General features: G+C 66.8%; 24 protein-coding genes and 1 riboswitch. Of the genes, 4 read left to right on the top strand and 20 right to left on the bottom strand.

Annotated features, from left to right (window positions below):
• Nucleotides 1-29: 29 nt before the first annotated feature.
• The 10 genes from C935_RS13455 to bluB form a co-directional block, all read right to left on the bottom strand.
• Complete coding sequence (locus tag C935_RS13455; protein WP_018862354.1) at nt 30-1,793, bottom strand: flagellin; 1,764 nt, start codon at nt 1,791-1,793, stop codon at nt 30-32.
• Between the two features lie 312 nt (nt 1,794-2,105).
• Nucleotides 2,106-2,735, bottom strand: coding sequence for a YIP1 family protein (locus C935_RS0109940; RefSeq protein WP_018862353.1), 630 nt, complete (start codon nt 2,733-2,735; stop codon nt 2,106-2,108).
• A 75-nt stretch (nt 2,736-2,810) separates the two neighbouring features.
• Entirely contained in the window at nt 2,811-3,581 is a 771-nt protein-coding gene (gene cobS / locus C935_RS0109935) for an adenosylcobinamide-GDP ribazoletransferase (protein ID WP_018862352.1), read from the bottom strand.
• Nucleotides 3,582-3,690: 109 nt separating this feature from the next.
• A complete protein-coding gene (locus C935_RS0109930; protein WP_018862351.1) occupies nt 3,691-4,263 on the bottom strand; it encodes a histidine phosphatase family protein in 573 nt (190 codons plus the stop codon).
• On the bottom strand, nt 4,260-5,321 hold the full coding sequence (cobT, locus tag C935_RS0109925) for a nicotinate-nucleotide--dimethylbenzimidazole phosphoribosyltransferase (RefSeq protein ID WP_018862350.1): 1,062 nt from the start codon (nt 5,319-5,321) through the stop codon (nt 4,260-4,262). The genes C935_RS0109930 and cobT overlap by 4 nt, the downstream gene beginning before the upstream one ends.
• Before the next feature lie 89 nt (nt 5,322-5,410).
• Nucleotides 5,411-5,935 (bottom strand): bifunctional adenosylcobinamide kinase/adenosylcobinamide-phosphate guanylyltransferase, encoded by a 525-nt coding sequence (cobU, locus tag C935_RS0109920; protein ID WP_018862349.1) that lies wholly within the window; start codon nt 5,933-5,935, stop codon nt 5,411-5,413.
• Complete coding sequence (locus C935_RS0109915) at nt 5,932-7,419, bottom strand: cobyric acid synthase (RefSeq protein WP_018862348.1); 1,488 nt, start codon at nt 7,417-7,419, stop codon at nt 5,932-5,934. Before C935_RS0109915 ends, cobU begins: the two co-directional genes overlap by 4 nt.
• Nucleotides 7,416-8,411: a threonine-phosphate decarboxylase CobD gene (gene cobD, locus C935_RS0109910; RefSeq protein ID WP_018862347.1), complete on the bottom strand. Its 996-nt coding sequence runs from the start codon at nt 8,409-8,411 to the stop codon at nt 7,416-7,418. Before cobD ends, C935_RS0109915 begins: the two co-directional genes overlap by 4 nt.
• A 16-nt stretch (nt 8,412-8,427) precedes the next feature.
• Complete coding sequence (cbiB, locus tag C935_RS0109905; RefSeq protein WP_018862346.1) at nt 8,428-9,330, bottom strand: adenosylcobinamide-phosphate synthase CbiB; 903 nt, start codon at nt 9,328-9,330, stop codon at nt 8,428-8,430.
• Nucleotides 9,327-10,046, bottom strand: coding sequence for a 5,6-dimethylbenzimidazole synthase (bluB, locus tag C935_RS0109900; protein ID WP_018862345.1), 720 nt, complete (start codon nt 10,044-10,046; stop codon nt 9,327-9,329). Before bluB ends, cbiB begins: the two co-directional genes overlap by 4 nt.
• Before the next feature lie 94 nt (nt 10,047-10,140).
• Nucleotides 10,141-10,343, bottom strand: a riboswitch (cobalamin riboswitch).
• Nucleotides 10,344-10,489: 146 nt separating this feature from the next.
• Between bluB and C935_RS0109895 the strand changes: the two genes are divergently transcribed.
• From C935_RS0109895 to C935_RS0109880, 4 genes are all read left to right on the top strand, one after another.
• Complete coding sequence (locus tag C935_RS0109895) at nt 10,490-11,392, top strand: cobalamin-binding protein (RefSeq protein ID WP_018862344.1); 903 nt, start codon at nt 10,490-10,492, stop codon at nt 11,390-11,392.
• A gap of 6 nt (nt 11,393-11,398) precedes the next feature.
• Nucleotides 11,399-12,370, top strand: a complete 972-nt coding sequence (locus C935_RS0109890) for an iron ABC transporter permease (protein WP_018862343.1) — start codon at nt 11,399-11,401, stop codon at nt 12,368-12,370.
• Nucleotides 12,370-13,224, top strand: coding sequence for an ABC transporter ATP-binding protein (locus C935_RS0109885; protein ID WP_018862342.1), 855 nt, complete (start codon nt 12,370-12,372; stop codon nt 13,222-13,224). Before C935_RS0109890 ends, C935_RS0109885 begins: the two co-directional genes overlap by 1 nt.
• Nucleotides 13,225-13,495: 271 nt before the next feature.
• Nucleotides 13,496-14,344, top strand: coding sequence for a pirin family protein (locus tag C935_RS0109880; RefSeq protein WP_018862341.1), 849 nt, complete (start codon nt 13,496-13,498; stop codon nt 14,342-14,344).
• A 155-nt stretch (nt 14,345-14,499) separates the two neighbouring features.
• Here C935_RS0109880 and glpK read toward each other — a convergent pair whose 3' ends face one another.
• The 10 genes from glpK to C935_RS0109830 all read right to left on the bottom strand — a co-directional run bounded on the left by glpK (nt 14,500) and on the right by C935_RS0109830 (nt 24,781).
• Nucleotides 14,500-16,017 carry a glycerol kinase GlpK gene (gene glpK / locus C935_RS0109875; protein ID WP_018862340.1) on the bottom strand — a complete coding sequence of 506 codons (1,518 nt, stop codon included), beginning with the start codon at nt 16,015-16,017 and terminating at the stop codon, nt 14,500-14,502.
• 49 nt (nt 16,018-16,066) lie between these two features.
• Nucleotides 16,067-16,453, bottom strand: a complete 387-nt coding sequence (locus C935_RS0109870) for a VOC family protein (protein ID WP_018862339.1) — start codon at nt 16,451-16,453, stop codon at nt 16,067-16,069.
• Nucleotides 16,450-16,950 (bottom strand): 2-C-methyl-D-erythritol 2,4-cyclodiphosphate synthase, encoded by a 501-nt coding sequence (ispF, locus tag C935_RS0109865; protein WP_018862338.1) that lies wholly within the window; start codon nt 16,948-16,950, stop codon nt 16,450-16,452. The genes C935_RS0109870 and ispF overlap by 4 nt, the downstream gene beginning before the upstream one ends.
• Nucleotides 16,947-17,696: a 2-C-methyl-D-erythritol 4-phosphate cytidylyltransferase gene (gene ispD / locus C935_RS0109860; protein WP_018862337.1), complete on the bottom strand. Its 750-nt coding sequence runs from the start codon at nt 17,694-17,696 to the stop codon at nt 16,947-16,949. Before ispD ends, ispF begins: the two co-directional genes overlap by 4 nt.
• Nucleotides 17,689-18,096 carry a cell division protein FtsB gene (ftsB, locus tag C935_RS0109855; RefSeq protein ID WP_018862336.1) on the bottom strand — a complete coding sequence of 136 codons (408 nt, stop codon included), beginning with the start codon at nt 18,094-18,096 and terminating at the stop codon, nt 17,689-17,691. Before ftsB ends, ispD begins: the two co-directional genes overlap by 8 nt.
• Before the next feature lie 156 nt (nt 18,097-18,252).
• The gene (eno, locus tag C935_RS0109850) at nt 18,253-19,530 is read right to left on the bottom strand and encodes a phosphopyruvate hydratase (RefSeq protein WP_018862335.1); all 1,278 of its coding nucleotides are present in this window, start codon (nt 19,528-19,530) and stop codon (nt 18,253-18,255) included.
• Nucleotides 19,531-19,613: 83 nt separating this feature from the next.
• Nucleotides 19,614-20,456, bottom strand: a complete 843-nt coding sequence (gene kdsA, locus C935_RS0109845; RefSeq protein ID WP_018862334.1) for a 3-deoxy-8-phosphooctulonate synthase — start codon at nt 20,454-20,456, stop codon at nt 19,614-19,616.
• A gap of 51 nt (nt 20,457-20,507) precedes the next feature.
• A complete protein-coding gene (locus C935_RS0109840; RefSeq protein ID WP_018862333.1) occupies nt 20,508-22,175 on the bottom strand; it encodes a CTP synthase in 1,668 nt (555 codons plus the stop codon).
• 96 nt (nt 22,176-22,271) lie between these two features.
• Complete coding sequence (locus tag C935_RS0109835; RefSeq protein WP_018862332.1) at nt 22,272-23,948, bottom strand: PP2C family protein-serine/threonine phosphatase; 1,677 nt, start codon at nt 23,946-23,948, stop codon at nt 22,272-22,274.
• Complete coding sequence (locus tag C935_RS0109830) at nt 23,945-24,781, bottom strand: GGDEF domain-containing protein (protein WP_018862331.1); 837 nt, start codon at nt 24,779-24,781, stop codon at nt 23,945-23,947. Before C935_RS0109830 ends, C935_RS0109835 begins: the two co-directional genes overlap by 4 nt.
• Nucleotides 24,782-24,813 lie beyond the last annotated feature (32 nt).

Raw genomic sequence — 24,813 nt, 5'->3', positions numbered from 1 at the left:
CCAGCCTGTGCCTGCCTTGATTTCCCCACTTACTGCAGCAGGGCCAGGGCGTTCTGCGGGACCGCATTCGCCTGCGACAGCACCGAGGTACCGGCCTGCTGCAGGATCTGTGCCCGGGTCAGCTCGGCCGTCTCGGTCGCGAAGTCCGCATCGCGGATACGGGACCGGGATTCCTCCAGGTTCTCCGAGGTCTGCGTCAGGTTGGAGATCGTCGACTCGAAGCGGTTCTGGATCGCCCCGAAGTCACTACGGATGTCACTCACCGCGGTCAGCGCCGAGTCCACTCGCTCGATCACGTTGTTGGCGTTGGCGACCGTCAGCACATCCACGCCCGCCAGGCTGCCACCAGGCTCATTCTCCTCGCTGAAATTGAGCACGTTCAGCCCGACTGTCCCCCCAATGGTGATCTCCGAAGAGGAACGCACGTTCAACTGACCATCCTCGCCCACAAACGCTCGGGCCTCGCCGACCAGCGCGGCATTCATCGCGTCGATTAAATCCTGCTGGCTCGAATAGGTGCCGGCCGCCACCTCGACAGACTCGTTATCACCCGTCCGGATTGTAAAATCACCTTCGCCAACTTCGATGGTCTGGGCAGGGGTCAACGTCCCAGCGGCCTGGACCGTATTTGACTCAGTGCCCGTGTTATCGCTCATTTCAAAATCGGTGATTACGAAGTCGGTCGTATCGTTATTTTCGACGAGAAGGTTCGTACCGTCGTAAATAACCGTGATGTTGTTTTCGTCTATCGCGTTTGTGATTGCTGTCGCCACATCCCCGCCAGAGTCGCCCTCATTCCAGCTGAAGGTCACGTCAACGTCACCACTGCCAAAATCATAGGTGAACGAGCCACTGCCGCCGGTCGACAAATCCAGATTGTTAATCGGGCCGAGAGATGTCGTCGAATTGGAACCTGCAATCACTGACCTAGGCCCCACCGTGTTGGCATCTTCACCCGTGTCATCGGACAGGTTGACGTCAATGGCCAGGTCGCCGCCCGCATATGCCTCGGTCAGGCCGATCACCAGCTCGCCATCGACCACGGAGGCCTGAACGCCGTCCGGAAGATCGCCCCAGCCGTTGATCGCAGCCGCCAGATCCTCAAGATCGTCGACATCCCCGGCCGAAATCGTCAGGGTCTCGCCACCCATCTCGATGGTCCCGGTAACCCCGTCCCCCTCATCGAAGTCCAGATCCCCGAATCCACCAATCGTCAGTTCGGGGTTGCCTTCGGAAAGCACATCACCAAGATCAACGTCACTGGTCGCAGTCGCGATCTTGCCGATATCGCCCAGACGAGTGCTCGACTGCAGGTCCAGATCGATGGTCTCGCCCACATTGGCGCCCACCTGGAACTTGGCATCCCCAAAGCTGCCATCCAGGATCTTCTGGCCGTTGAACGAGGTCTGGTCCGCAATCCGGTCGATCTCCTGCAGACGCTGCTGCACCTCGCGGTTGATCGCCTCGCGGTCGGAGTCGGAGTTGGTCGCGTTCGCCGACTGCACGGCCAGCTCGCGAATACGCTGCAGGTTGTTCTGCACCTCCTGCAGGGCCCCTTCACCGGTCTGCGCCAGCGAAATGCCGTCGTTCGCGTTACGCACGGCCTGGTTCAGACCGCGAATCTGCGTGGTAAAGCGCTCGGAGATCGCCAGCCCGGCGGCGTCATCCTTGGCGCTGTTGATGCGCAGGCCCGAGGACAGTCGCTCAAGGCTCTGGGCAAGCGCGCCCTGCGAATTGCTCAGATTGCGCTGAGCATTCAGGGACATGATGTTGGTGTTGATGATCTGAGACATGGTCGCTCTCCTGTAAGAGTCTTGCGTCACCGCCTCGGCGGTTCTGGCGAACGGGCCAATCCCCGCTCTCAGGAGCCTTAACGACCTCCCCCTGAGAACCTTTAGCTCAGAACCACAATTTTTTTCATCCCCCCGGCAAATGCTTGCCACCCCCACCGCAGCGCCATCCCGATCCCGACTGCCGCACCCGAGTCGTCAACAAAGCGGACCCCAGTTCTTTGGTTGCCCCCTGTAGGAGGCCAGCCCTCTGGCCGATCGATGTTCAGCAGTGCCCCATCGGCCAGAGGGCTGGCCTCCTACAGGGCGGGCGCATCAGATCAGCCAGGTGGTGCCGATGCGGGTCTCGGGGGTGGCGCCGGGGATCAGGTCCATCAGCAGCCAGCCGAAGATGAGGGTGATGAAGGCGCCGCAGAAGACGGTGGCCACGAACAGGCCGATGCGATTGCCACGCTTCAGACCGAGGATGCCGCACAGTGACCAATACAGCAGCCACAGGCTGTAGAGAATCAGCAGCAGGCCGACGGTGTTGCCCCAGGGCCAGGGAAAGGCGGCGGCAACCTTCCCCACCCAGGCAGGCAGCAAGCCGATGGTCACGGCCAGCATCGCCTGATCCGGATGGGAGTAGCCCTGGAATAGCTCGGTCAGGTAGTGCGCGGACCAGGCCAGGCCCAGCACCCCGATGCTCATCGCCAACACACTGTAGACGCCAAAGCCCCACGCGCCCGGCATTGCCCCCGGTGGCAACCCCGTCGGGATGATCTGGTACAGCCACTGGCTGACGATCACACTGACCAGCAGCACCGGGAACGCCAGATGGAGAAAGGTCTGCCACCAGGGCGGGGCCGTTTCCAGTTCGGCCGCCTCGCGTACCGCGCGCAGTGGATTCGTCAGCGTACGCAGGACTAACCGGCCCGGGTTCAGGCGGGAGGGAAATGAGCTCATCCCGTCAGTATGTGGCAATCCCGTGACGCTTTCGTGACAACACCGGCCTCGCACCTCGCCTTGGCCGACCAGCGCCTAGCCCGCGAGTGCCAGCACCAGAATCACGAGCGTCAGGGTTTCCACCAGCTCCAGCGCCGCCCCGGCCGTATCGCCGGTGAACCCTCCCAGCCAGCGCCTCAGCACGCGCGTCGCGGCCCACAGCAGCAGGCCAACGGCGAGCAAAGCCGGTATCACGCCCCAAAGGCCGGACAGCAGGCCCAGCACCAGCACCACGGTGGCCGAGGCGGCGACAACGCCGATGGCGGCGCCCCGTGGAAGGTGCTGCGCCATGTCCGCACCCAATCCCACGGGGTTCACGTAGGGGGTGGTTAGAAACAGAACCGGCGGAACCACGCGCCCCAGCAGCACCGCGAGCAGCAGCGCAATCCAGGCACCGGCCTCGACCACTGCCACCAGCGCCGTACCTTTCAGCAACAGGATCAGGACCAGCGCCGCGACCGCCATCGGGCCACAGGCCGGGTCTTTCATGATGGCCTGGGCCCGCTCCGGATGCCGCTGGCCGCCGACCCAGGCATCTACCGTGTCCGCCAGCCCGTCCAGGTGCAGCGCGCCGGTCAGCGCCACCCAGAACGTCAGCACCAGCGCCGCGACCAGCAACACCGGCGCTCCGGGAATCGCGGACAGCCCGATGCCCACCAGTACCAGCAGCAGCCCCAGGATCAGCCCCACCAGTGGATAGGCGAGAACCGAGCGACCGAGGTCCTCGGGTCGGGGATCCAGCGCAGGTGTCGGCACGCGCGTCAGGAACTGAAGAGCCAGCCAGAAGGGGGCAAACACGGAGTTCATTGCGCCTCTCCTTCCAATCTTACTGTAGGAGGCCAGCCCTCTGGCCGATTGGGAATATGCCAACGCCCCATCGGCCAGGGGGCTGGCCTCCTACATAGGTTCTGCCGGATCACGAGGGCATCCCTGCGCGCTGGCTTGGTTCGACTACGTGCAGCGAGGCCAACGGGACTTCGATCGACAATAGCTTCTCCAGCGGCCAGCCCTCCTGGTGGGCACGCAGCAGGCGGATCACTCCGGCGTGTGTGACGACGAGGACGCGATCGGCCGTCGCGACCACGCTTTGCTCCCAGCCGGCCAGCACCCGGTCGCGGAAGCTGCCGAGGTCTTCGCCGTTCGGTGGCGGGTAGCCGAACGGGTCCTCCCAGAACCGACCCAGCGCTTCGGCGTCCGTCTGCATTAGGGCCTCGGCCGTTTTCCCCTCCCAGTCACCGAAATGTAGTTCCTGCAAGCGGGGATCGCATTGAACCGGAATCCCGGCCGCGCGGGCAAAGCCTTCGGCCGGGAGTCGGCAGCGCTGCAGTGGCGAGCACACAACGCGATCCCACTCGCCGGAGGATTCGAACGCCGCGCGCATCGCCCGCTCACCTTCCGGGGTCAGCGGATCGTCGCAGCCGCGCCCGCGAAAGCCGGTGCCGGTCGTCTCGCCGTGGCGCAGCAGGCCGACCCGGGCTGCCGCATTCACGGGGTATCGCCCGATACGCCAGCCTCGGCGAAGGTGGCCATGCCGGAGTGCAGCTCACAGGCCAGGCGCAGCAGGGGCACGGCAGTGGCTGCCCCGCTGCCCTCGCCGAGGCGCATGCCCAGATCGAGCAGCGGCTCGGCCGCCAGTGCTTCCAGCAGCCGCTGGTGCCCCGGCTCCGCCGAACTGTGGGCATAGAAAAACCAGTCCGCTGTGCCCGGGCACAGCCGCTCGGCCACCAGCGCCGCCGAGGTGCTGATGAAACCATCGACCAGCACCGGCAGCCCGATCTGCGCCGCGGCGATGTAGGCACCGGCCAGCCCCGCGATCTCGAAGCCCCCAAGACAGCGCAGGCTGCCCAGTGCCTCGCCACGCACCCCTGCGTGGGTGCGCAGGGCCTGCTCGATCACTTCGGCCTTGTGGCGTACGCCATTCGCGTCCAGACCCGTGCCGGGCCCGGCCAGATCGACCGGCGGCAGATCCAGCAGTGAGCAGGCGAGTGCAGCGGCCGCCGTCGTGTTCCCGATGCCCATCTCGCCACCGATGAACAGTTGTGCCCCACCCCGTCGCGCACGCTCGGCACACTGGCGGCCGGCGTTCAGCGCGCGTTCCAGTTGCGCCGGTGTCATCGCGGGTTCCCGGGCCAGGTTGGCGGTGCCGGGGCCCAGGTTCAGCTGCTGTACACCGCTGACGGCCGGTGGCTGTGCCACGGTACCTAGATTGATCACCTCGATGGACGCGCCCAGGTGCCGCGCCAGCACCGAGATCGCCGCGCCGCCATTCGCGAAGTTCGCGACCATCTGCGCGGTCACCGCCTGCGGGAAACGCGAAATGCCCTCCGCCACCACACCGTGATCGCCCGCAAAAACCGCAACATGGACACGCTCGAGCGTAGGCTGGGCCGCACCCTGCATAGCGGCCAGGCGCTCGGCGATCGCCTCCAGCCGCCCGAGCGATCCCGGCGGCTTGGTCAGCTGGGCCTGCCGCTCGGCCGCCGCCTGGCGCGCATCGGCGCTCAGGGGTGCCGGCGGCACCTGCAGCCAGTCACAGTCTTCGGTCACTTGTTCCTCCGATATCGAAACCAACGCCCTACATCCATGCGTAGCATCCACAAGCCCCGTCATTGCTTCGTCGTTGCGCGTTGGTGCATTCATTCCAGCCGTTCGCCCTTGAGCACGTGCGGGAGGCCAGCAACGGTCAGCACGACACGGTCCATCGCCGGGGCCAGGCGCTGGTGCAGCCAGCCCGCCTCGTCGGCGAAGCGGCGGGACAGCGCGTCCATCGGGGTAATGCCCATGCCGGTCTCGTTAGACACAAACACCAGTGTGCCCGGCAGGCGGGGCACGGTGGCGATCAGGGCCTCCCGCTCGCGCTCGATCAGGGCCTCGTTCTCGGTGCACAGGAGCTGGGTCAGCCACAGGGTCAGGCAATCCACCAGCAGGCATTCATCTGGCCTTGCGGCCTCTTCCAGCGCGGCGGCCAGACCGGTATCCGCCTCGATCAGCCCCCAGTCCCCGGGACGGTCGGCACGGTGGCGCTCGATGCGGCGTGCCATCTCGGCGTCGTCGGCACGCGCGGTAGCGACATAGGTCACGTGCAAGCCGCTGGCATCGGCCAGCTGCTCCGCCAGCCGACTCTTGCCGGAACGCACACCCCCCAGTACCAGGGCCTTCATGTCACAGGCTCCGTGTTCCCTGCCCGCAGCAGGGCAAGGATGCGCCCCAGGTCCAGATGCGCCTCCAGGGTATCGGCCAGGCGTTCCAGGCCGCGCTCGCGTGCGGTCGTCAGGTCTTCGCCGTGCTCCGTCTCCGTGCGCATGCCGGCCCAGCGCAGAAGGGCCTCGGCTGCGGCGGAGGTATCGAATACCCCGTGGACATAGGTCCCCGCCACGGCCTCGTCCTCGCTGCGTGCGCCATCCGGGCCATGCTGCAGCTCCAGCAACGGGCGATCCAGCCCGGGCCCGGTCGTCACACCGGCATGAATCTCGTAGCCCTCCACGTGGGCTTCCTGGCCCAGCACACGATCCCCGTGAACACGTTCCAGGCGCTTTTCCGGTGCTAGACGCGTCTCGATGTCCAGCCAGCCCAGTCCCGGCGTGGAGCCGGGCCGCCCCTCGACACCGTCGGGGTCGTGCACGGTACGGCCCAGCATCTGGAAACCGCCACACATCCCGAGCACCTTGCCGCCATAACGCACATGGCGCTGCAGCTCTTCTTCCCAGCCCTGTTCGCGCAACCAGGCGAGGTCGTCGCGCACGGCCTTGGACCCCGGCAGGATGACCACGTCCGCCGGCTGCAGCGACTCGCCCGGCCCGGCGAAGCGAAGGTCCACACCAGGGTGCAGGCGCAGCGGATCGAAATCGGTATGGTTGGAGATGCGCGGTAGGGTGGGCACGACGACCTTCAGGGCATCCGCCGCCTTTTCCGGCACCGCCTCGCGCGGCAGGGCATCCTCGGCATCCAGGTACAGCCCGTGCAGGTACGGGATCACGCCCAGCACGGGCTTGCCGGTCTCCTGCTCCAGCCAGTCCAGCCCCGGCTGCAGGAGCGCGATATCGCCGCGAAACCGGTTGATCACAAAACCCTGCACCCGTGTGCGTTCGGTCTCGCTCAGCAACGCCAGCGTGCCCACCAGATGCGCGAACACGCCGCCGCGGTCGATATCCGCGACCAGGATCACCGGACAGTCCACCGCCTCGGCAAACCCCATGTTGGCGATATCGCCTGCGCGCAGGTTGATCTCCGCCGGGGAGCCCGCGCCTTCCACCAGTACATGCGCGTACTGCACCGTCAGCCGTCGATGGGAGGCCAGCACGGCCTCGCGGGCGACGGGCTTGTAGTCGTGGTAGGCACGGGCATCCAGCTCGGCCGCCGGGCGGCCGTGGATGATCACCTGCGCCCCCTGATCGGAACTGGGCTTGAGCAGCACCGGATTCATGTCGGTATGCGGCTCCAGGCCGCAGGCGGCGGCCTGCAGGGCCTGGGCACGCCCGATCTCGCCGCCGTCCAGGGTGACCGCGCTGTTCAGCGCCATGTTCTGCGGCTTGAACGGCACCACCGACAGCCCACGCCGATGCAGCACCCGCGCCAGCCCGGCCACCAGCACGCTCTTGCCGGCATCCGAGGTGGTGCCCTGCACCATGAGCGTTGTACCAGTCATGTCTGTCGCAGCCCCGCTTCCAGCCGCTCCCATTCGGCCTCGCTCCCTGGCAGACCGAAGCGCAGGCTGGCCGGACGGTCGAAACGACGCACGAGGATGCCCTGACGCGCCAGCGCATCCTGAATCACCTGGGCGCGCTCGGTCCGGCACCACTGGAACAGCGGCGTCCTGCCCGCCGGCGGCAAACCGGCATCCCGCAGCAGCGTCTCGAGCCGGCGCCCCGCCTCCTGTAGTCGCCAGCGTGTTTGGGCCTGCCACTCCCGGTCTTCCAGCGCCTGAGTCGCCACCCAACGCGCGGGACCCGGCACGCTCCACGGCCCCAGCAGCTCGGCGATACGCCGCAGCCAGTCATCCGGGGCCAGTACGAAGCCGACCCGCGCCCCGGCCAGGCCAAAGAACTTGCCCAGCGAGCGCAGCACGAACAGTCCCTCGCGCGGCGTATATCCGGCCAGGCTCCGTTCGGGCGTGGTGTCCATGAAGGCCTCGTCCACCACCAGCCAGCCACCGCGCGCGGCAAGCGTGCGGTGCCAGTCGAGCAGCGTCTCGAGGTCGAAATACACGGCGGTGGGGTTGTTCGGATTGACCAGCACCAGTACGTCCAGCGTGGCCGCCGCCCCCGCGAGCTCGTCTTCGCTCACCGCGACCACTTCGTGTCCGGCCGCGCGCCAGGCTCGGGCGTGCTCGTTGTAGCTCGGCTCCAGTACCCCGACCCGCGCACGCCCCGCGCGCAGCCTTGGCAGCGCCTGGATCGCCGCCTGGGAACCGGCGACCGGCAGCAGCGATTCAGCGCTGTAGTACGCCCGGGCCGCCGCCTCCAGCCCGTCCTCGTCCTCCGGCAGGCGTTGCCAGACCTCGACGGGGACTGGCCCTACTGGATAACCCTGCGGGTTGATGCCCGTGGACAGGTCCAGCCACTGCGCCACGGGGATTCCGTAATGCACGGCCGCCGCACGCACACCGCCCCCGTGGACCTGCTCCAGCGGCCCGTTCACGGATTCGGTTGTGGCGTTAGACGAATACAAGAATCAGCACTCCTGTTGCGATGGCCACCAGCCAGATCGCCAGCGCGCGATCAACCAGCTGCAGTGCGCCGTCGATCGTGCTCGGGCCCGGGGCGGCGCCGGCACCGAGAACCGGCCGGTCCTCGGTACCCCCGGCATAGCGTGCCGGGCCACCCAGCGTCACCCCCAGCGCCCCCGCCCCGGCGGCCATCACCGGCCCCGCGTTCGGGCTCTTCCAGCGCGTGCCCTGATCGCGCCAGCAGCGCAGCGCCGTACGTGTCTGCCCGGCCAGCGCATAGGCCAGGCTGGTCAGGCGTGCCGGAACCGAGTTCAGGATATCGTCCAGCCGCGCCGCGACCCGCCCGAAGCGTGCATGGCGCGGTGTGCGGTAGCCCCACATCGCATCCAGCGTGTTCACCAGCCGGTAGACCACGACACCCGCCGCACCCGCGACCAGGAACCAGAATACCGTCGCGAACACCGCATCGTTGCCGTTCTCCAGCACCGACTCCGCCGTGGCCGCACGAACACCCGACGCGTCCAGCTCGGAGGTATCGCGGCTGACCAGCATGCCGACCGCCAGTCGGGCGCCAGGAAGGTCCCCGGCCTGAAGGGCATCAGCCACGCGACGGGCATGCTGCTCCAGCCCGCGCCCACCGAGCGCCAGCCACAGCACGGCCAGCTCCACCAGCCAGCCGCCCGGGAGGCGGCTCAGCCACCAGGCCGCGAGCCCGAAGGGCAAGACCAGTACCAGTACCCAGAAGCCGCCGCGCCAGACCGAATCCGCGTGGCCGAGCCGCTCCGCCCCGGCCGCCAGCATCCCGAAGCCAGCCAGTGGATGGCCGCGCCGAGGGTCCCCCAGCAGCCGATCCAGCACCAGCGCGGCGACCAGCAGGGCGAAGGTGGTCATGCGCGGCGTCGAGCCGTGCGCGGCGCATCCGCACTTGAGTCCCGTTGTTCCCAGCGATTCTCGAACACCAGTTCGTCCAGCGACCGCCGTTGATCCCAACCCTCGGTTTCCAGCATCGGCCGCTCATAGAACGCATCCACATGACCCAGACACAGGATCGCGATCGGCCAGGCCCCTTCCGGCATTCCCAGCTCCCCGGCCAGCCAGTCCGGGTCGAACAGGGAGACCCAGCCCATGCCCAGCCCCTCGGCCCGGGCCGCCAGCCACAGGTTCTGGATCGCACAGGCGGCGGAGCACAGGTCCATCTCCGGGATCGTGCGCCGGCCCAGCACGTAGCGTTCACGCCCGTCGGTCAGGGCGACCACCAGCAGCTCGCCGGCATCGCGGATGCCTTCGAGCTTCAGCCGGTGCACCTCGGCGGCGCGCTCGCCGCAGGCCTCGGCCGTACGCGCCTGCTCCGCCGCTACATGGCCGTGCAGCGCATCGCGCAGCCGCGCGTCTGTCACCCGCAGAAAGCGCCAGGGCTGCATGTACCCCACGCTGGGCGCCTGGTGCGCGGCCTCCAGTAGCCGCCGCAGCGTATCGACGTCCACCGGGTCGGGGCGAAAATGGCGCATGTCCCGGCGCTCGCCGATCACGCGATAGACTGCCGCACGTTCGGCCGAGGCGAACGCGTTCGGATTCTCTTCTGCCTGGTTGGGAACTGGGGCCGTCATGAGGTTCCGTCGAGACGACGGCACGGCGAAACACCGAAGGAGCAGGTGCCTGAGATGGCGCCTGCGCCCCCGACCGTTGCCCGCCGCACGGTCGCAGGATGAATCACAGCCAGGCCGGTCTCCGGGCTCGCGAGCGTCGGGCGATGCCGATCGGCAGACGCCTTCCCAGGCACAGGCCCCAGTGGCCAGTCTGCCGAGCATTGGGTCGCTCGCTTACCGTTGCGGGGGCAGCGCCGGACTTGCACCGGCTTCCCGTTTCACCTGCGCACTGCAGGCACCTGACTAAAGCGAACAATGATACGCGGTCAGGCCACCCGCGGCCAATTTGGGCACCAAACCATCTTGCCCTTGCTGCTATGATGAGACGCTTTCGCTGACCGCAGGCCGCTCCAAAAGCTCCATATTTTTAACGTTATGTTCTTTCGACAACCAACGGATATTAAATGACTTTCAAAGTCTTCCACCGCCACCTGACCTTCCTCGTAGCCACGCTCCTGTGCACGGCGCCGGCACTGGCCGAACCGGTCACAGTGACCGACGATGACGATCGGGAGGTCACACTCGACCGACCCGCCGAACGCATCGTCAGCCTGGCCCCGCACATCACGGAAGTCCTGTTCGCCGTCGGTGCCGGAGACAAGCTGGTAGGCGTCACCCAGCACAGCGATTTCCCGCCGGAGGCGGAGATGATCCCGCGGGTCGGCGGCTACAGCCGCATCGACCTGGAACGCGTGGTTGAAATGGACCCGGACCTGGTGGTGGCCTGGCGCAGTGGCAATTCCAGCTCGCAGATCGAGCGCCTGCGCGACCTGGGGATGAACGTCTATGTCTCGGAACCACGCAGCTTCGAGGGCGTCGCCTCCAGCATGCGGCGCATGGCCCAGCTCGCCGGTACCGAGGAACGCGGCGAAGCGGCGATACAGGCCTTTCTCGACGAGATCGAAACGCTGCGGCTCGACTATGCCGACCGCGACCCGGTCCCGCTGTTCTACCAGGTGTGGGAACAGCCCCTGATGACGGTCAACGACGATCACCTGATCGGCGAGGCCATCCGCCTGTGCGGGGGCAAGAATGTGTTCGGCCACCTGGATCGTCTGGTGCCGCGCATGGACCGCGAGGCCGTGATCGAGGCCGACCCGGAGGTGATCATCGGCGGGGGCATGGGCGAAGACCGGCCGGACTGGGTGATTGCCTGGGAACAATGGGAGGACATGACCGCGGTGCAGCGCGACAACCTGTTCTTCATCCCGCCGTCGCTGCTCCAGCGTCACACCCCGCGGATTGCCGAAGGGACCCGCCTGATGTGCGAGGAACTCGAACGCGCCCGCCAGCGCCGGGCGGACTGACCCTTCGTGACCCGCTCCTTCCTCCTCGCCACGGGGGTCCTGCTCCCGGCGTCGCTGCTCGCGATCCTGATCGCACTGGCCTATGGCAGTGTCGCCATTCCTGCCGGGGACCTGATCGCCGTGATTCAGGGCGAAGGGAGTCGCCTGCACAGCACCCTGGTGCTGGAACTGCGCCTGCCACGCGCCCTGGCCGCGTTCGCCGCCGGCGGGCTGCTGGGCGTCGCTGGCGCCCTGATGCAGGTGTTGCTGCGCAACCCGCTTGCCGACCCCTATGTGCTGGGTCTGTCCGGGGGTGCTTCCGTCGGTGCGCTGCTGGCCATGCTCGCTGGCCTGTCGATGTTCTCGGTCTCGGTCGCCGCCTTCACCGGTGCCTTGCTGTCCACGGTGATCGTATTCGGCCTCGCGCACGGCACCGGCAGCTGGACCCCAACACGGTTGCTGCTGACCGGCGTGGTCGTGGCGGCCGGCTGGGGGGCGGTGATCAGCTTCCTGCTCGCCGTGAGCCCGACCGCGGAGCTGCCCGGGATGCTCTACTGGCTAATGGGCGATGTCTCCCACGCCCGCAACCCCTACCCCGCCTGGGGTGTGCTGGTGCTGGTCGTGCTGCTGGCCCTGCCCCTGGGGCGGACGCTGAACGTCCTGGCGCGCGGCCCGATGCAGGCGGCGGCGCTGGGCGTGGCCGTACGGCCAGTGGAGTGGACGATCTACGTCGCGGCGGCACTGATCACGGCCACCGCGGTCATGCAGGTCGGCGCGGTCGGCTTTGTCGGGCTGATCGTGCCGCACATGCTCCGGCTGGTCTTCGGCAACGACCAGCGCGTGATCCTGCCCGCCTCGGCACTCGGGGGCGGCATTCTGCTGACGCTGGCCGACACCCTCGCCCGCACGATGATCGCCCCGGAGCAGTTGCCCGTCGGCGTGATCACCGCGATGCTGGGCGTCCCCGTGTTCCTGTTCTTGCTGTACCGGAGCCGCTGATGCCTCCGCACACTGCCGATCCCCAACGTCACGGCGATCCCCACGCGTCCAGCACCGAGAGCGTGCACGAGGCGCCGGGGCCTGACACCCTGCTGGCCACCCACGATCTGGTTATCGACATCCCGGAACGCGCCAGCGGCTCGCCCATCGAACTGACCATCAATCCGGGACAGTGCTGGGGCATCCTCGGCCCGAATGGGGCTGGCAAAAGCACCTTGCTTCATACCCTGGCCGGGCTGCGCGCGGCCCGCACGGGAGAGATCCATGTGCAAGGCCGTTCGCTCCCCGAATACTCCCGCGCCCGGCTGGCGCGCGAACTGGGCCTGGTCTTCCAGAAGCACCACGACGGATTCCCCGCGACCGTGCTGGAGACGGCCCTGATCGGCCGCCACCCCTACCTGCGGCCCTGGGACATCGAGACCGCCGAGGACTACGCCCAGGCCCGTGCCGCCCTGGCCCGGATGGACCTAGCCGAGCTGGAGCACCGCCTGGTGGACACCCTGTCCGGCGGCGAGCGCCAGCGCCTGGCCATCGCCACCGTGCTCACCCAGAACCCGCGCCTCCTGCTGCTGGACGAGCCCACCAGCCAGCTCGACCTGCATCATCAAATCGCGGTGCTGGATCACATACGCCGTATCGCCCGGGGCGACCGCGCCGCAATCCTGGTGCTGCACGACGTGAACCTGGCGGTACGCTACTGCGATCACCTGCTTCTGATGTTCCCCGACGGCAAGGCCTGCTGGGGTCCCACCCGAACCATGCTGGTGCCGTCCGCGCTGGAACGGCTGTACAACCAGCCCCTGGGGGTCGGCGAGATCGACGGATACCCGGTTTTCATGCCACGCCCCGATTAGGGGGACGCTGATTGCATCACACGTCCGCGTTGGTACCCCCAATTCCCCGATCCTGCGTTGCGGCTCCCTTATGCAGAATGCTGCACGGCGGTCACCGCGCCCTGTTCGCACGCAAAAGCGACTCGAGCGCGGACGTGTGATGCAATCAGCGTCTCCCTAGCGCTCAGCGGATACCCCTCCGGTCGCAAACCGCCCCATGAAAGGGCGCAGTGCAATTTTCTTTTGTTTTCATGGTCGGTATGGTGCAGGCCTTGTTGCGAAGGAGACCGCCATGAACCCGACCCCCCCGGACACCGTACGCACCGCTCAACCGACCCAGGATGGCGCCGGGGTAAAGATTCGCCGTATTCACGACTTTAACGGGGGACTCGATCCGTTCCTGATGCTGGACGAGCTGAAGGCCAGCGCCAGGGAGGACTACATCGGCGGTTTTCCCTCCCACCCGCACCGCGGCTTCGAGACGCTGACCTACCTCGTCCACGGCGGTCTGACCCACGAGGATTCGATGGGCAACCAGGGCCGTGTGGAGGCCGGCGAGGCCCAGTGGATGAGCGCCGGGCGCGGGGTTATCCACTCCGAGATGCCCCTGCTGGACTCGGACGGGCTGCACGGCTTCCAGCTCTGGGTGAACCTGCCGGCACGGCGCAAGATGGACCCGCCGCGCTACCGCGACGTGCGCGCCGATGAGATGCGTCACTTGCCGGAAGACGACGGCCCGCTGCACTTCAAGGCGATCGCCGGTTCGTGGCAGACCAGCGCCGGGGATACCGAAGGCCCGCTGGAACAGATCGGCGAAAGCGCGGCCATGGCAGATCTCAGCCTGCCGGCCGGGTACCGCCTGTCACTGGCCGTCCAGCTGGACGATCGGGTGCTCGCCTACGTCTACGACGGGGAACTGACCGGGCTGAAGACCGGCCAGCTGGGCACCTGGAGCGGACAGACGCAGATCCACCTGATCGCACAGCAGGATGCGCGGGTGCTACTGTTCAAGGGCCGCCCGCTGGGCGAACCGATCGCCCACTACGGCCCGTTCGTGATGAACACCTCCGACGAGATCGAGCAGGCGATCAGCGACTACCAGTCCGGCCAGCTCGCGGCCGAGCCAGCCAGCATCAACTAGTCAGGCAGAGGGGCTGACTCTGGGAGGGACTTCGCCGCCAGGGCGGCTCCCACAGGGGGCAGAGCGCTGGTTTCGACATCCGGCGCCACCCAGATCACTCTGGGAGCGGGCCTGCCCGCGAAGCCCCTGCCCACACCGGCCAGGCCACCCGCCCGCTAGTCGGTCGCCTCGTTGTCGTCCTCGCGTGCCCAGCCCATCGTGCGCTGTACAGCCTTCTTCCACCCCCGGTAGTAGCGATCGCGGGTGGCCGCATCCATCTGCGGCTCGAATACCCGGTCCAGCTGGCTTTTTTGCTCCAGTTCGTCGCGCGACCAGAAACCCACGGCCAGCCCCGCCAGATAAGCAGCTCCCAGCGCGGTTGACTCCGTAACCGTCGGCCGCTCGACATTGACCCCGAGCATGTCGGCCTGGAACTGCATCATCACGTTGTTGGCAACCGCGCCGCCGTCGACGCGCAGGCCTTTCAGTGCGATGCCGGAGTCCTGCTCCATCGCGTCGATCACGTCCTTAGTCTGGTAGGCCAGAGAGTCCAGCGTGGCGCGGGTGATGTGTTCCTTGCGCGTACCCCGCGTCAGCCCGAAGATCGCGCCGCGGGCATACATGTCCCAGTACGGCGCCCCGAGCCCCGCGAATGCCGGGACGACATACACGCCGTCGGAGTCCTCCACCTTGCTCGCGTAGTATTCCGAGTCCTCGGCCGAGTCGATCAGCTTGAGTTCGTCGCGCAGCCACTGGATCGCGGCGCCGGCGATGAAGATGGAGCCCTCCAGGGCGTACTCGACCTGGCCATCGATGCTCCAGGCGACAGTCGTGAGCAGACCCGAGTGCGACGTGACCGGCTCGGTGCCGGTATTCATCAGGAGAAAGCAGCCAGTGCCATAGGTGTTCTTGGCCATGCCGCGTTCGAAACAGGTCTGCCCGAAGAGCGCGGCATGCTGGTCGCCGGCCACGCCGGCGATGGGGATCTCGTTGCCCCCGAACATCTCGGTGCCTGTATGGCCCAGCACCTCGCTCGAGGCGCGGACCTCCGGGAGCATGGCCCTAGGGATCTCAAGCTCGCCCAGCAGCGTGTCATCCCATTCGAGTTCGTGGATGTTGAACAGCTGCGTGCGCGAGGCATTGGAGACATCCGTCACATGCCGTTCGCCACGGGTGAGGTTCCAGATCAGCCAGGTGTCCATGGTGCCGAACAGCAGCTCGCCGCGCTCCGCGCGCTCGCGCGCACCGTCCACCTGCTCCAGCAGCCAGCGAAGCTTGGTGCCGGAGAAATAGGCATCCACCACCAGACCGGTGCGGCTGCGGATCGTCTCCTCCAGCCCGCGTGCCTTCAGCTCGTCGCAGAAACTCGCGGTGCGTCGGTCCTGCCAGACGATCGCCGGGTGGATGGGCTTGCCGGTTTCACGGTCCCAGACCACGGTGGTTTCGCGCTGGTTGGTGATGCCGATGGCTGCGAGCTGGGCCGGCTTGATGCCGCGGGTCTCCAGCACCTCGCGTGCCGCCCCGATCTGGGTGCCCCAGATTTCCATCGCGTCGTGCTCGACCCAGCCGGGCTGCGGGTAGTGCTGGGTGAACTCGCGCTGGGCGACACCGATAATCGCCGCATCACGATCGAACAGGATCGCCCGGCAACTGGTCGTGCCCTGATCCAGGGCCAGGATGTACTCGCCGTCCATGTTCCCTCCTCGTGCAGCGGGGGTTTCGGCGCGGCGCACCCGCGCGGTGTCAGCCCGCCTCGATCAGTTCGACGGTGTTGCCGTCCGGGTCGCGGACGAACGCGGCCGGTCGCCCCGACTGGCTGCGCTCGGCCGTGTGACCAGCGTCTTCCAGGCGCTGCAGCAAGGAGTCCAGACCACGTACGCGCAAGGCCAGATGCCGATCGCGTCCCCCGCGAACATCGCGTTCGGTGGCGTCCGGGTTGGGCACACCCAGCAGGTGCAGGGTCTGCCCGCCACCCAGGTCATACCACAACCCCGGAAAGCCGAGATCCGGACGTTCCACGGAGCGCAGTCCCAGGATCTCGCCATAGAACCGCGCAGACTCCTCCAGGTCGGTGATCACGACACTGACGTGATCCAGACCCAGCACACTTGGGGATTGAACCGCCGTCATACGTGCATCAGCCCCGAATAAGGCTCCAGCAGCACCACTGCCTGGGCCGCCACGCCTTCTCCGCGTCCGGTAAAGCCCAGGCGCTCGGTGGTCGTCGCCTTGACGTTCACGCAATCAGCCGCAAGCCCCAGGTCCGCGGCAATGTGGTCCTCCATCGCCGCCACATGCGGGGCCATCTTCGGTGCCTGTGCGATCACGGTCGCATCGACGTTCACCGGACGCCAGCCGGCCTCCTGGACCCGACGCAGGGTCTCGCGCAGCAGATCGCGGCTGTTCGCCCCACGAAAGCGCTCGTCGGTATCGGGAAAGTGGCGACCGATATCTCCCAGCCCCGCGGCCCCGAACAAGGCATCGCAGATCGCGTGCAGCAGAACGTCGCCATCGGAATGCGCGACAAAGCCGTGATCGAAGGGGATGCGCACACCGCCCAGGACCAGATGCTCGCCAGGCCCGAAGGCATGCACGTCGAAGCCCTGTCCCACGCGCATGCGGCTCATGGCCGGAATCTCCCGTCCAGACGCCGCTGTTGCATCAGGTACAGCTGGGCCAGCTCCAGATCCTCGGCCCGGGTGATCTTGATGTTCATCATCGAGCCCTCGATCAGGCGCGGACGGGCACCATGCCACTCGATCGCGCTGGCCTCGTCGGTAACCGGGTGACCAGCCTCGCGTGCGGCCCGATTGGCCTCCCGCAACATGCCCAGGCGAAACATCTGCGGGGTCAGTGCACGCCAGACGCGCTCGCGTTCCAGCGTGCGCTCGACCCGCCCATACTCGTCGCTCCACTTGACCGTGTCGGTGCTGGGCGTGGCCAGCAAACCGCCTACCGGATCATCCCGGAGCGATTGCAGCAAATGGTCCAGGTCCGCGCGTGGCAGGCAGGGTCGCGCCGCATCGTGCACCAGCACCCAGTCGTCGGGAGAAGCCCGCTCCTGCAGGAAATCGAGGCCGTTCTGGACCGAATCGGCCCGCTCGGCACCACCGGCTACCCGGAACAGGCGGCCGCCCGCCGTCGGAAGATCCAGCGCGTCCGGGTCCACATCCGGCCCTAGTACCAGGACAACACCGCGAATGCGCGGGTGCTCCAAAAAGATCGACAGGGTATGCGAGAGGATGGTGCGCGAACCCAGCGTCAGGAACTGCTTGGGTCGGTCCGAGCCCATGCGCCGGCCCACACCAGCGGCCGGAATCAGAGCCCAGTAGGCGGGTTCCGTGGAGGAACTGGTTGCGTCGGGATCAGCCATCAAACGGATCCTCGGGTGGCAGCGTATCGGTTGCCGGCTCGCGCTCGCGGTCCGGGATCTCGGCAGGCCCCGGGGACACGTCCCGCGCCGGATCCGGCAGCGGCTCTGGCACCGGGCGCCGGTCGTCGTCCTCGCCAACCACGAAGAAGAAGATTTCGTCTTCGCGGATCATGCCCAGGTCGCGACGCGCGCGTTCTTCCACTGCATCGGTGCCGGTACGCAGGTCCTGTACCTCGGCCTCCAGCGCCTGATTGCGCTGTTCCAGCTCGGCATTGGCCGCGCGCTGCTCCTCTACCTGCTTGCGCAGGTCGCGCACATCGCGCCAGCTGCCCTCGCCCAGCCACAGCGGCCACTGCAACAGCAGCAGCACCACGGCCAGACCGATCAGCAACCCGCGCATCAGCGATTCCCGCGACCGCGACCGGCCGCCTCGGCCAGCCGCAAGGGAGAGAGTCGAGCTTCCATGCCCGGCATTCTACGGCCCATTCGTCGTGGGGCACAGGAACCGCCCCGCAGGCTGTGAACCCCGGACGTGGCAAACGACGCAACCGCCGCCCTATCGCCGGATGTTGAACGCATCCATGCCGGGATACCGCGCCCGGGACCCCAGATGCTCCTCGATCCGGATCAGCTGGTTGTACTTGGCTACGCGATCCGAGCGCGAGAGCGAGCCGGTCTTGATCTGGCCTACCCCAGTGGCCACGGCCAGATCGGCGATGGTCACGTCTTCGGTCTCGCCGGAACGATGGGAGATGACCGCCGTGTACATCGCCTTGCGCGCCAGCTCGATGGCCTCCAGGGTCTCGGTCACGGTGCCGATCTGGTTCAGCTTGATCAGGATCGAGTTGGCCACGCCCTTGTCGATCCCTTCCTGCAGGATCTGCGTGTTGGTCACGAACAGGTCGTCGCCGACCAGCTGCACGCGATCACCCAGGCGCTCGGTCAGGACCTTCCAGCCATCCCAATCGTCCTCGCCCATACCGTCCTCGATGGTCAGGATCGGGTACTGGTCGACCCAGTGTGCAAGGTAGTCGCAGAACTCGTCGGCAGAGAAGGCTTTGCCTTCGGAATCGAGGTGGTAACGGCCGTCGCGGTAGAACTCGGAGCTGGCGCAGTCCAGCCCCAGCCAGATGTCCTGCCCGGCCTTGAATCCAGCCTTGTGGATGGCCTCGAGGATGACCTCGATCGCGGCCGAGTTGGACGGCAGGTCCGGGGCAAAACCACCCTCGTCCCCCACTCCTGTCGCCAGATTGCGCTGGCCCAGCACCTTCTTCAGGGCATGGAACACCTCGGCACCGTAACGCACGGCCTCGCGCACGGAATCCGCGCCCACCGGCAGGATCATGAACTCCTGCATGTCGACGCTGTTGTCGGCGTGAGCCCCGCCGTTGATGATGTTCATCATCGGCACGGGCAGCAGGTTCGCCTGCTCCCCGCCCATGACTTCGAACAGCGGCTGTTCGCGATCGGCCGCCTGCGCGTGCGCCGCCGCCATCGACACAGCCAGCAGCGCGTTCGCGCCCAAGCGCGACTTGTTCTCGGTACCGTCCAGCTCGAGCATGCGGCGGTCGACCGCCGTCTGGTCCAGTTCCATGCCGCGCAGGGCGTTACGGATCTCGCCATTCACATGGCCCACGGCCTTTTGCACACCCTTGCCGCCATAGCGCGCCTCGTCGTCGCGCAGTTCCAGCGCCTCGCGGGCCCCGGTGGAGGCCCCCGACGGCACCGCGGCGCGACCCATCGCGCCGGAATCCAGGACAACGTCGGCCTCGACCGTCGGGTTGCCCCGCGAGTCGATGATCTCGCGGGCATGAATCTCCGCAATCTGGGACATGCTTTCTCCTTGAAAAATAAACCCATCCGCCTCGACAGTTGGAAGCGGAAGTTAAACGAAACTCTTGAATCTGTAATCGTGCCTCAACCCAGCCCGTACTCGGCCTCGGCAAACGGCTGGGCCTTGGTGGCCGCATCCAGCGCCTTGAGCGTGGTCAGCAGCTCCGCCATGCGCTGCAGCGGCCAGGCATTGGGCCCATCGGAGAGTGCGTGCTCCGGGTCCGGGTGGGTCTCCATGAACAGACCCGACACCCCGGAGGCGACGGCGGCCCGCGCCAGCACGGGCACGTATTCGCGCTGGCCCCCGGAGCTCGCGCCCTGCCCGCCCGGCTGCTGGACCGAATGCGTGGCGTCGAACACCACCGGGCAGCCGGTCTGGCGCATCTGGGCCAGACCCCGCATGTCCGAGATCAGTGTGTTGTAGCCGAAGGAGACGCCGCGTTCGCAGACCATGATCTGGTCATTGCCCGCCTCGCGCGCCTTGTCTACAACATTGCCCATATCCCAGGGCGCCAGGAACTGGCCCTTCTTGATGTTCACCGGGCGCCCCTGGCGCGCGACGTTCTGGATGAAGTTCGTCTGCCGGCAAAGGAACGCGGGTGTTTGCAGCACGTCCACCACGGCCGCAACCTCCTCCAGCGGCGTGTCCTCGTGGACATCGGTCAGCACCGGGACGCCCAGTTGCTGCTTCACCTGTTCCAGGATGCGCAGGCCCTCATCCATCCCCAGACCACGGAAGCTCTTCGTCGAGGAGCGATTCGCCTTGTCGAACGAGGACTTGTAGATAAACGGGATACCCAGCTCGTCGGTGATCGCCTTGAGCGCACCCGCGGTGTCCAGGGCCATCGCCTCGGATTCGATAACGCACGGGCCGGCAATCAGAAAAAAGGGCCGATCGAGGCCGATTTCAAAACCACAAAGCTGCATGCTCTGTCCTGTCCGGCGACCGACCCTCACGGGACCAGCCGCGAAGCGTAGTTAGTCCGTCAGCGCCGTCGTGGTCTCCGGCTCGCGCGTGTCCTGATACGTACGCGCGGCACGAATGAACCCGGTGAACAGCGGATGCCCGTCGCGCGGGGTGGAGGTGAATTCCGGGTGGAACTGGCAACCGATGAACCACGGGTGGTCCGCCAGTTCGACCGCTTCGACCAGCTCGCCGGATTCGGAGACGCCGGAGATGTTCAGACCGGCTGCCTCCAGCCGCTCGCGATAGGCATTGTTGAACTCGAACCGGTGGCGATGGCGTTCGCTGACATCCTCGCGACCATAGGCCTCCGCAATTCGCGAACCCTGAGCCAGTCGCGCGGACTGCGCCCCAAGGCGCATCGTACCGCCGAGATCGCTCTCGGCATCGCGCCGCTCGATACGACCCTCGCGGTCCTGCCACTCGGTGATCAGGGCGATGACCGGATGCGGGGTATCCGGGGCGAACTCCGTACTGTGCGCGTCTTCGAGCCCGGCCCGGTCACGCGCGAATTCGATCACCGCCACCTGCATGCCGAGGCAGATGCCCAGATACGGCACCCCGTGCTCGCGCGCATAGCGGACGGCCGCGATCTTGCCCTCGACACCGCGCTCGCCAAAGCCACCGGGTACGAGGATCGCATCCAGGCCCTCCATCTCGCCCTGGATCTCGGCTTCCGCCCCTTCGAGCTTTTCCGAATCGAGATAGCGAATCCGCACTCGGGTCCCGACCTGCACACCCGCATGGGTCAGCGCCTCGTTCACGGACTTGTAGGACTCGGTCAGATCGACGTACTTGCCGATCATGCCGACGGTCACCTCGGATTCCGGAAATTCCATGGCATTGACCACGTGCTTCCAGTCCGACAGGTCGGCCTGCGGGGCCTCAATGTGCAGCTTGCGCAGCACGATCTCGTCCAGCTTCTGCGAATGCAGCCACAACGGGATCTTGTAGATGTTGTCCACGTCCACCGCGGAGATGACAGCCTTCTCCTCGACGTTGGTGAACAGCGCAATCTTGCGCCGCTCCCCCTCGGGTATCGCCTGGGTCGAGCGGCACAGCAGGATATCCGGCTGGATCCCGATCGAGCGCAGTTCCTTGACCGAGTGCTGGGTCGGCTTGGTCTTGATCTCGCCGGCGGCGGCAATGAAGGGCACCAGGGTCAGGTGCATGAACAGGGCATTCTCGTGCCCCAGCTCCACCCCCATCTGGCGGATGGCCTCAAGGAACGGCAGAGACTCGATATCGCCCACCGTACCGCCGATCTCGATCAGCGCGATGTCGGCATCGCCCGCGCCCTCGCGGATCGAGCGCTTGATCTCGTCGGTGATATGCGGGATCACCTGCACCGTACCACCCAGGTAGTCGCCGCGGCGCTCCTTGCGGATCACGTTCTCGTAGATCTGCCCGGTGGTGAAGTTGTTGCGCCGCGAGGTGCGGATACGCACGAAGCGCTCGTAATGCCCCAGGTCCAGGTCCGTCTCCGCGCCGTCGTCGGTCACGAAGACCTCGCCGTGCTGGAACGGGCTCATGGTGCCCGGATCGACGTTGATATAGGGGTCGAGCTTGAGCAGCGTCACCTTGAGACCGCGCGCCTCGAGGATGGCCCCCAGCGAGGCGGATGCAATGCCTTTGCCCAGAGACGAAACCACGCCTCCGGTAATGAATACATAACGCGTCATGCGGGAAACCTGGCTAGGTGACGACGGACCCCCGCCACAAAAGGGCTCACGGGCGGCTCAAATCGGCCGAAATGCTACCAGAGAGCCCCTGTCGGCTCAATCGGCGGTGGCCTCGCGAAGCACACTTTGCGCATTGGGTGGAAGCGGCCGAAAGGCCACCAGCGTCATGTCGTCACGCCGCGGTTCGCCGCCGCGATAATCCTCCAGCACCCGGACCACGGAGTCGATCTTGGCGCTCAGGTCACGCGGGGACTTTTCCGCCAACACCTGGCGCAGACGCCGGCGCCCGAACAGTCGCGGCGGCTCGCCACCCACATGGTCGTGGGCTCCGTCGGTAATCAGGAAGAATTCCATGCCGGGTTCCACCGACACCACGTGATCCACCGGCTGCGCAGGCTCGAGGCTGCGATACCCCAGACCGCCACGAACGCCGCGAATCTCCTCAACCTCTCCCCCGCGATCAATGATGAGCGGAAGCCCCACACCGGCAAAGTTCAATGTCCGGCCATCCGGATCATAGACGCAGACTGCCGCCTCCAGCCCGTCATCGGAATCGGAGTCCTGGCCGTCCTGGCGCAGGCGCGAGCGCACCAGGCGATCCATCTCGCGCAGGATTGCCGACGGCTCCAGCAGCCGGTGTTCATGCAGGATGCGATCCAGCGCGGAAGCCAGCACCAGGGTAATAAACGCACCCGGGACGCCATGCCCGGTGCAGTCCGCCGCGACCAGTACGCTGCGCCCGTCGATGGCTTCCAGCCAGAAGTAGTCGCCCCCGACCAGATGCAGCGGCTCCCAGTAGACCTGTACTTCGTCCAGGTGCCCGTCCAGGGCGTGCTTGTCCGGAAGCATCGCCGTCTGGATGCGCCGTGCGTAGCGAATACTCTCCACGACGAGCCGATTGCTGCGCTCGAGCTCGCGGTTGGCCTCGTCCACCCGTGCCAGCGCACGTTCCGTTTCCTGCTTCTCCGCCTCCAGTTCGCGGGTTCGTTCGACCACTCGACGTTCCAGGTCCTCGTTCAGGGCCTTCAGTTCGCCCCGCGCGCCGTCGCGGGCATCGAGACCCTGCTGAAAGGCATGCAGGAGCCGATCCAGCGACCGGTCCAGGGCCCCCAGTTCGTCGTTGGCGTGATGCCCCATTTCGGGCCGCGGCCACTGGGCCGGGCGGTCGGGGTCGGTACCCGCCACGGCCCGGGAGATGCGCAGCATCGGACGCAGCATCAGGCCGTAGAACAGCAGCACGACCACGAGCGAGACGATCAGCGCCTGTACCACGCTGGTGATTACGCTGTTGCGCAGGCGCTCGACCAGGGCAGCCGCCAGGACATCGGGGGCAAGCTCCACGCGCAACGTGCCGACCGCGCCATTGGTCTCGCGCAGATCCGGGTGGAGCAATTCGCGCTCGTGCTGACGATCGGCGCCGAACAGACGCTCTCCCAGCCAGGAGGCGCCACCCCCCTCGCGTTCCACCTCGGCCAGGGTGCGCCCAAAGTCGTCGAGGATCTCGGCGCGATGGATCTCGTCAAAGGCCTGCAGCCCCGCCACCAGCGATTCGGCCTGATCCGCATTCAACTGGTAGGCCGCCTCGGCCGCCGGAGGCGCAACCAGCCGTTGCAGCCGGTCAATCTGTTCCAGGGTTTCGGCGTGAAAGGCTCGCGAGTCGGCCGCGATCACATAGGCGCTCGCCAGCAGGCTGAGCGCGAGCGCAACCAGCAGGGTCGCAAGCGCCAGTTTGGCGACCAGGCTGCGGCTGCGCGCCGGTCCGGACTCCGTCATGCAGGCTCGCCGTGGAACTGGACCTCGACGCGGTTACGGCCTTTGTTCTTCGCGCGGTAGAGCAGATCATCCGCCGCGGCGACCAGTGCCCCGGCGTCCGGCCAGCGCTCGGTCGTGACCACCAGCCCAATGGAAACCTCGAGGTGAAGCGGCTGGTCGTTCCAGCGCGGGATTGTCTCCTCGACACTGGTACGAATGCGCTCTGCCAGAGTCACGGCCCCATCGAAATCGAGATCCGCGGCCACCACCAGAAACTCCTCGCCCCCCATGCGCCCGGCGTACTGATCGGCGCCGAGCTCCCCGCGCAGGATATCGGCGAAGCTCTGCAGGGCGTAATCTCCGGCCGCATGGCCGTGTGTGTCATTCAGGGCCTTGAAGTCGTCGAGGTCGAGCATCATCACGGTGATGGAACGGGTCTGGTCGCCCACGGTCTCGGCCAGACCTTCCACGCAGTCGATCACCCGGCGGCGAGAGAACAGCCCGGTTAGGGCATCTTCCAGCGCCAGGCGCTCAAGCTCCACCGTCAGGCGTTCGCGCTCGCGCACCTCGTCCGACAGCGCGCAGTTGAGCTGCTCCAGATGGGTGGCCTGCTCGCGCAGCTGGCGGTTCGCGGCCTGCAGATCCAGCTGCATGCGGTCGCTCATACGCATCATGCGGCGCTGAATGCGGTATCCCTCGGAGTAGGCCTTGGCCAGCATACGCACGCCTTCGGCCACGTCATCCAGCGCCTCCAGCATCTGCTCGGAGCGCTGCATAATCTGTTTTTCCTGCTCGAACAGCGAAAAGTCGGCAAGGGATTCCGGATCGTCGCCGTCGCCTGAGGTGGGCGGCATCGTCACTGGCTGTTTGGAGTCGCGAGAGGCGT

The sequence above is a fragment of the Thioalkalivibrio sp. ALJ3 genome (assembly GCF_000377205.1).
In the GTDB taxonomy this organism is placed as follows: domain Bacteria; phylum Pseudomonadota; class Gammaproteobacteria; order Ectothiorhodospirales; family Ectothiorhodospiraceae; genus Thioalkalivibrio.
This window is presented reverse-complemented; position numbering and strand designations above follow the sequence as displayed.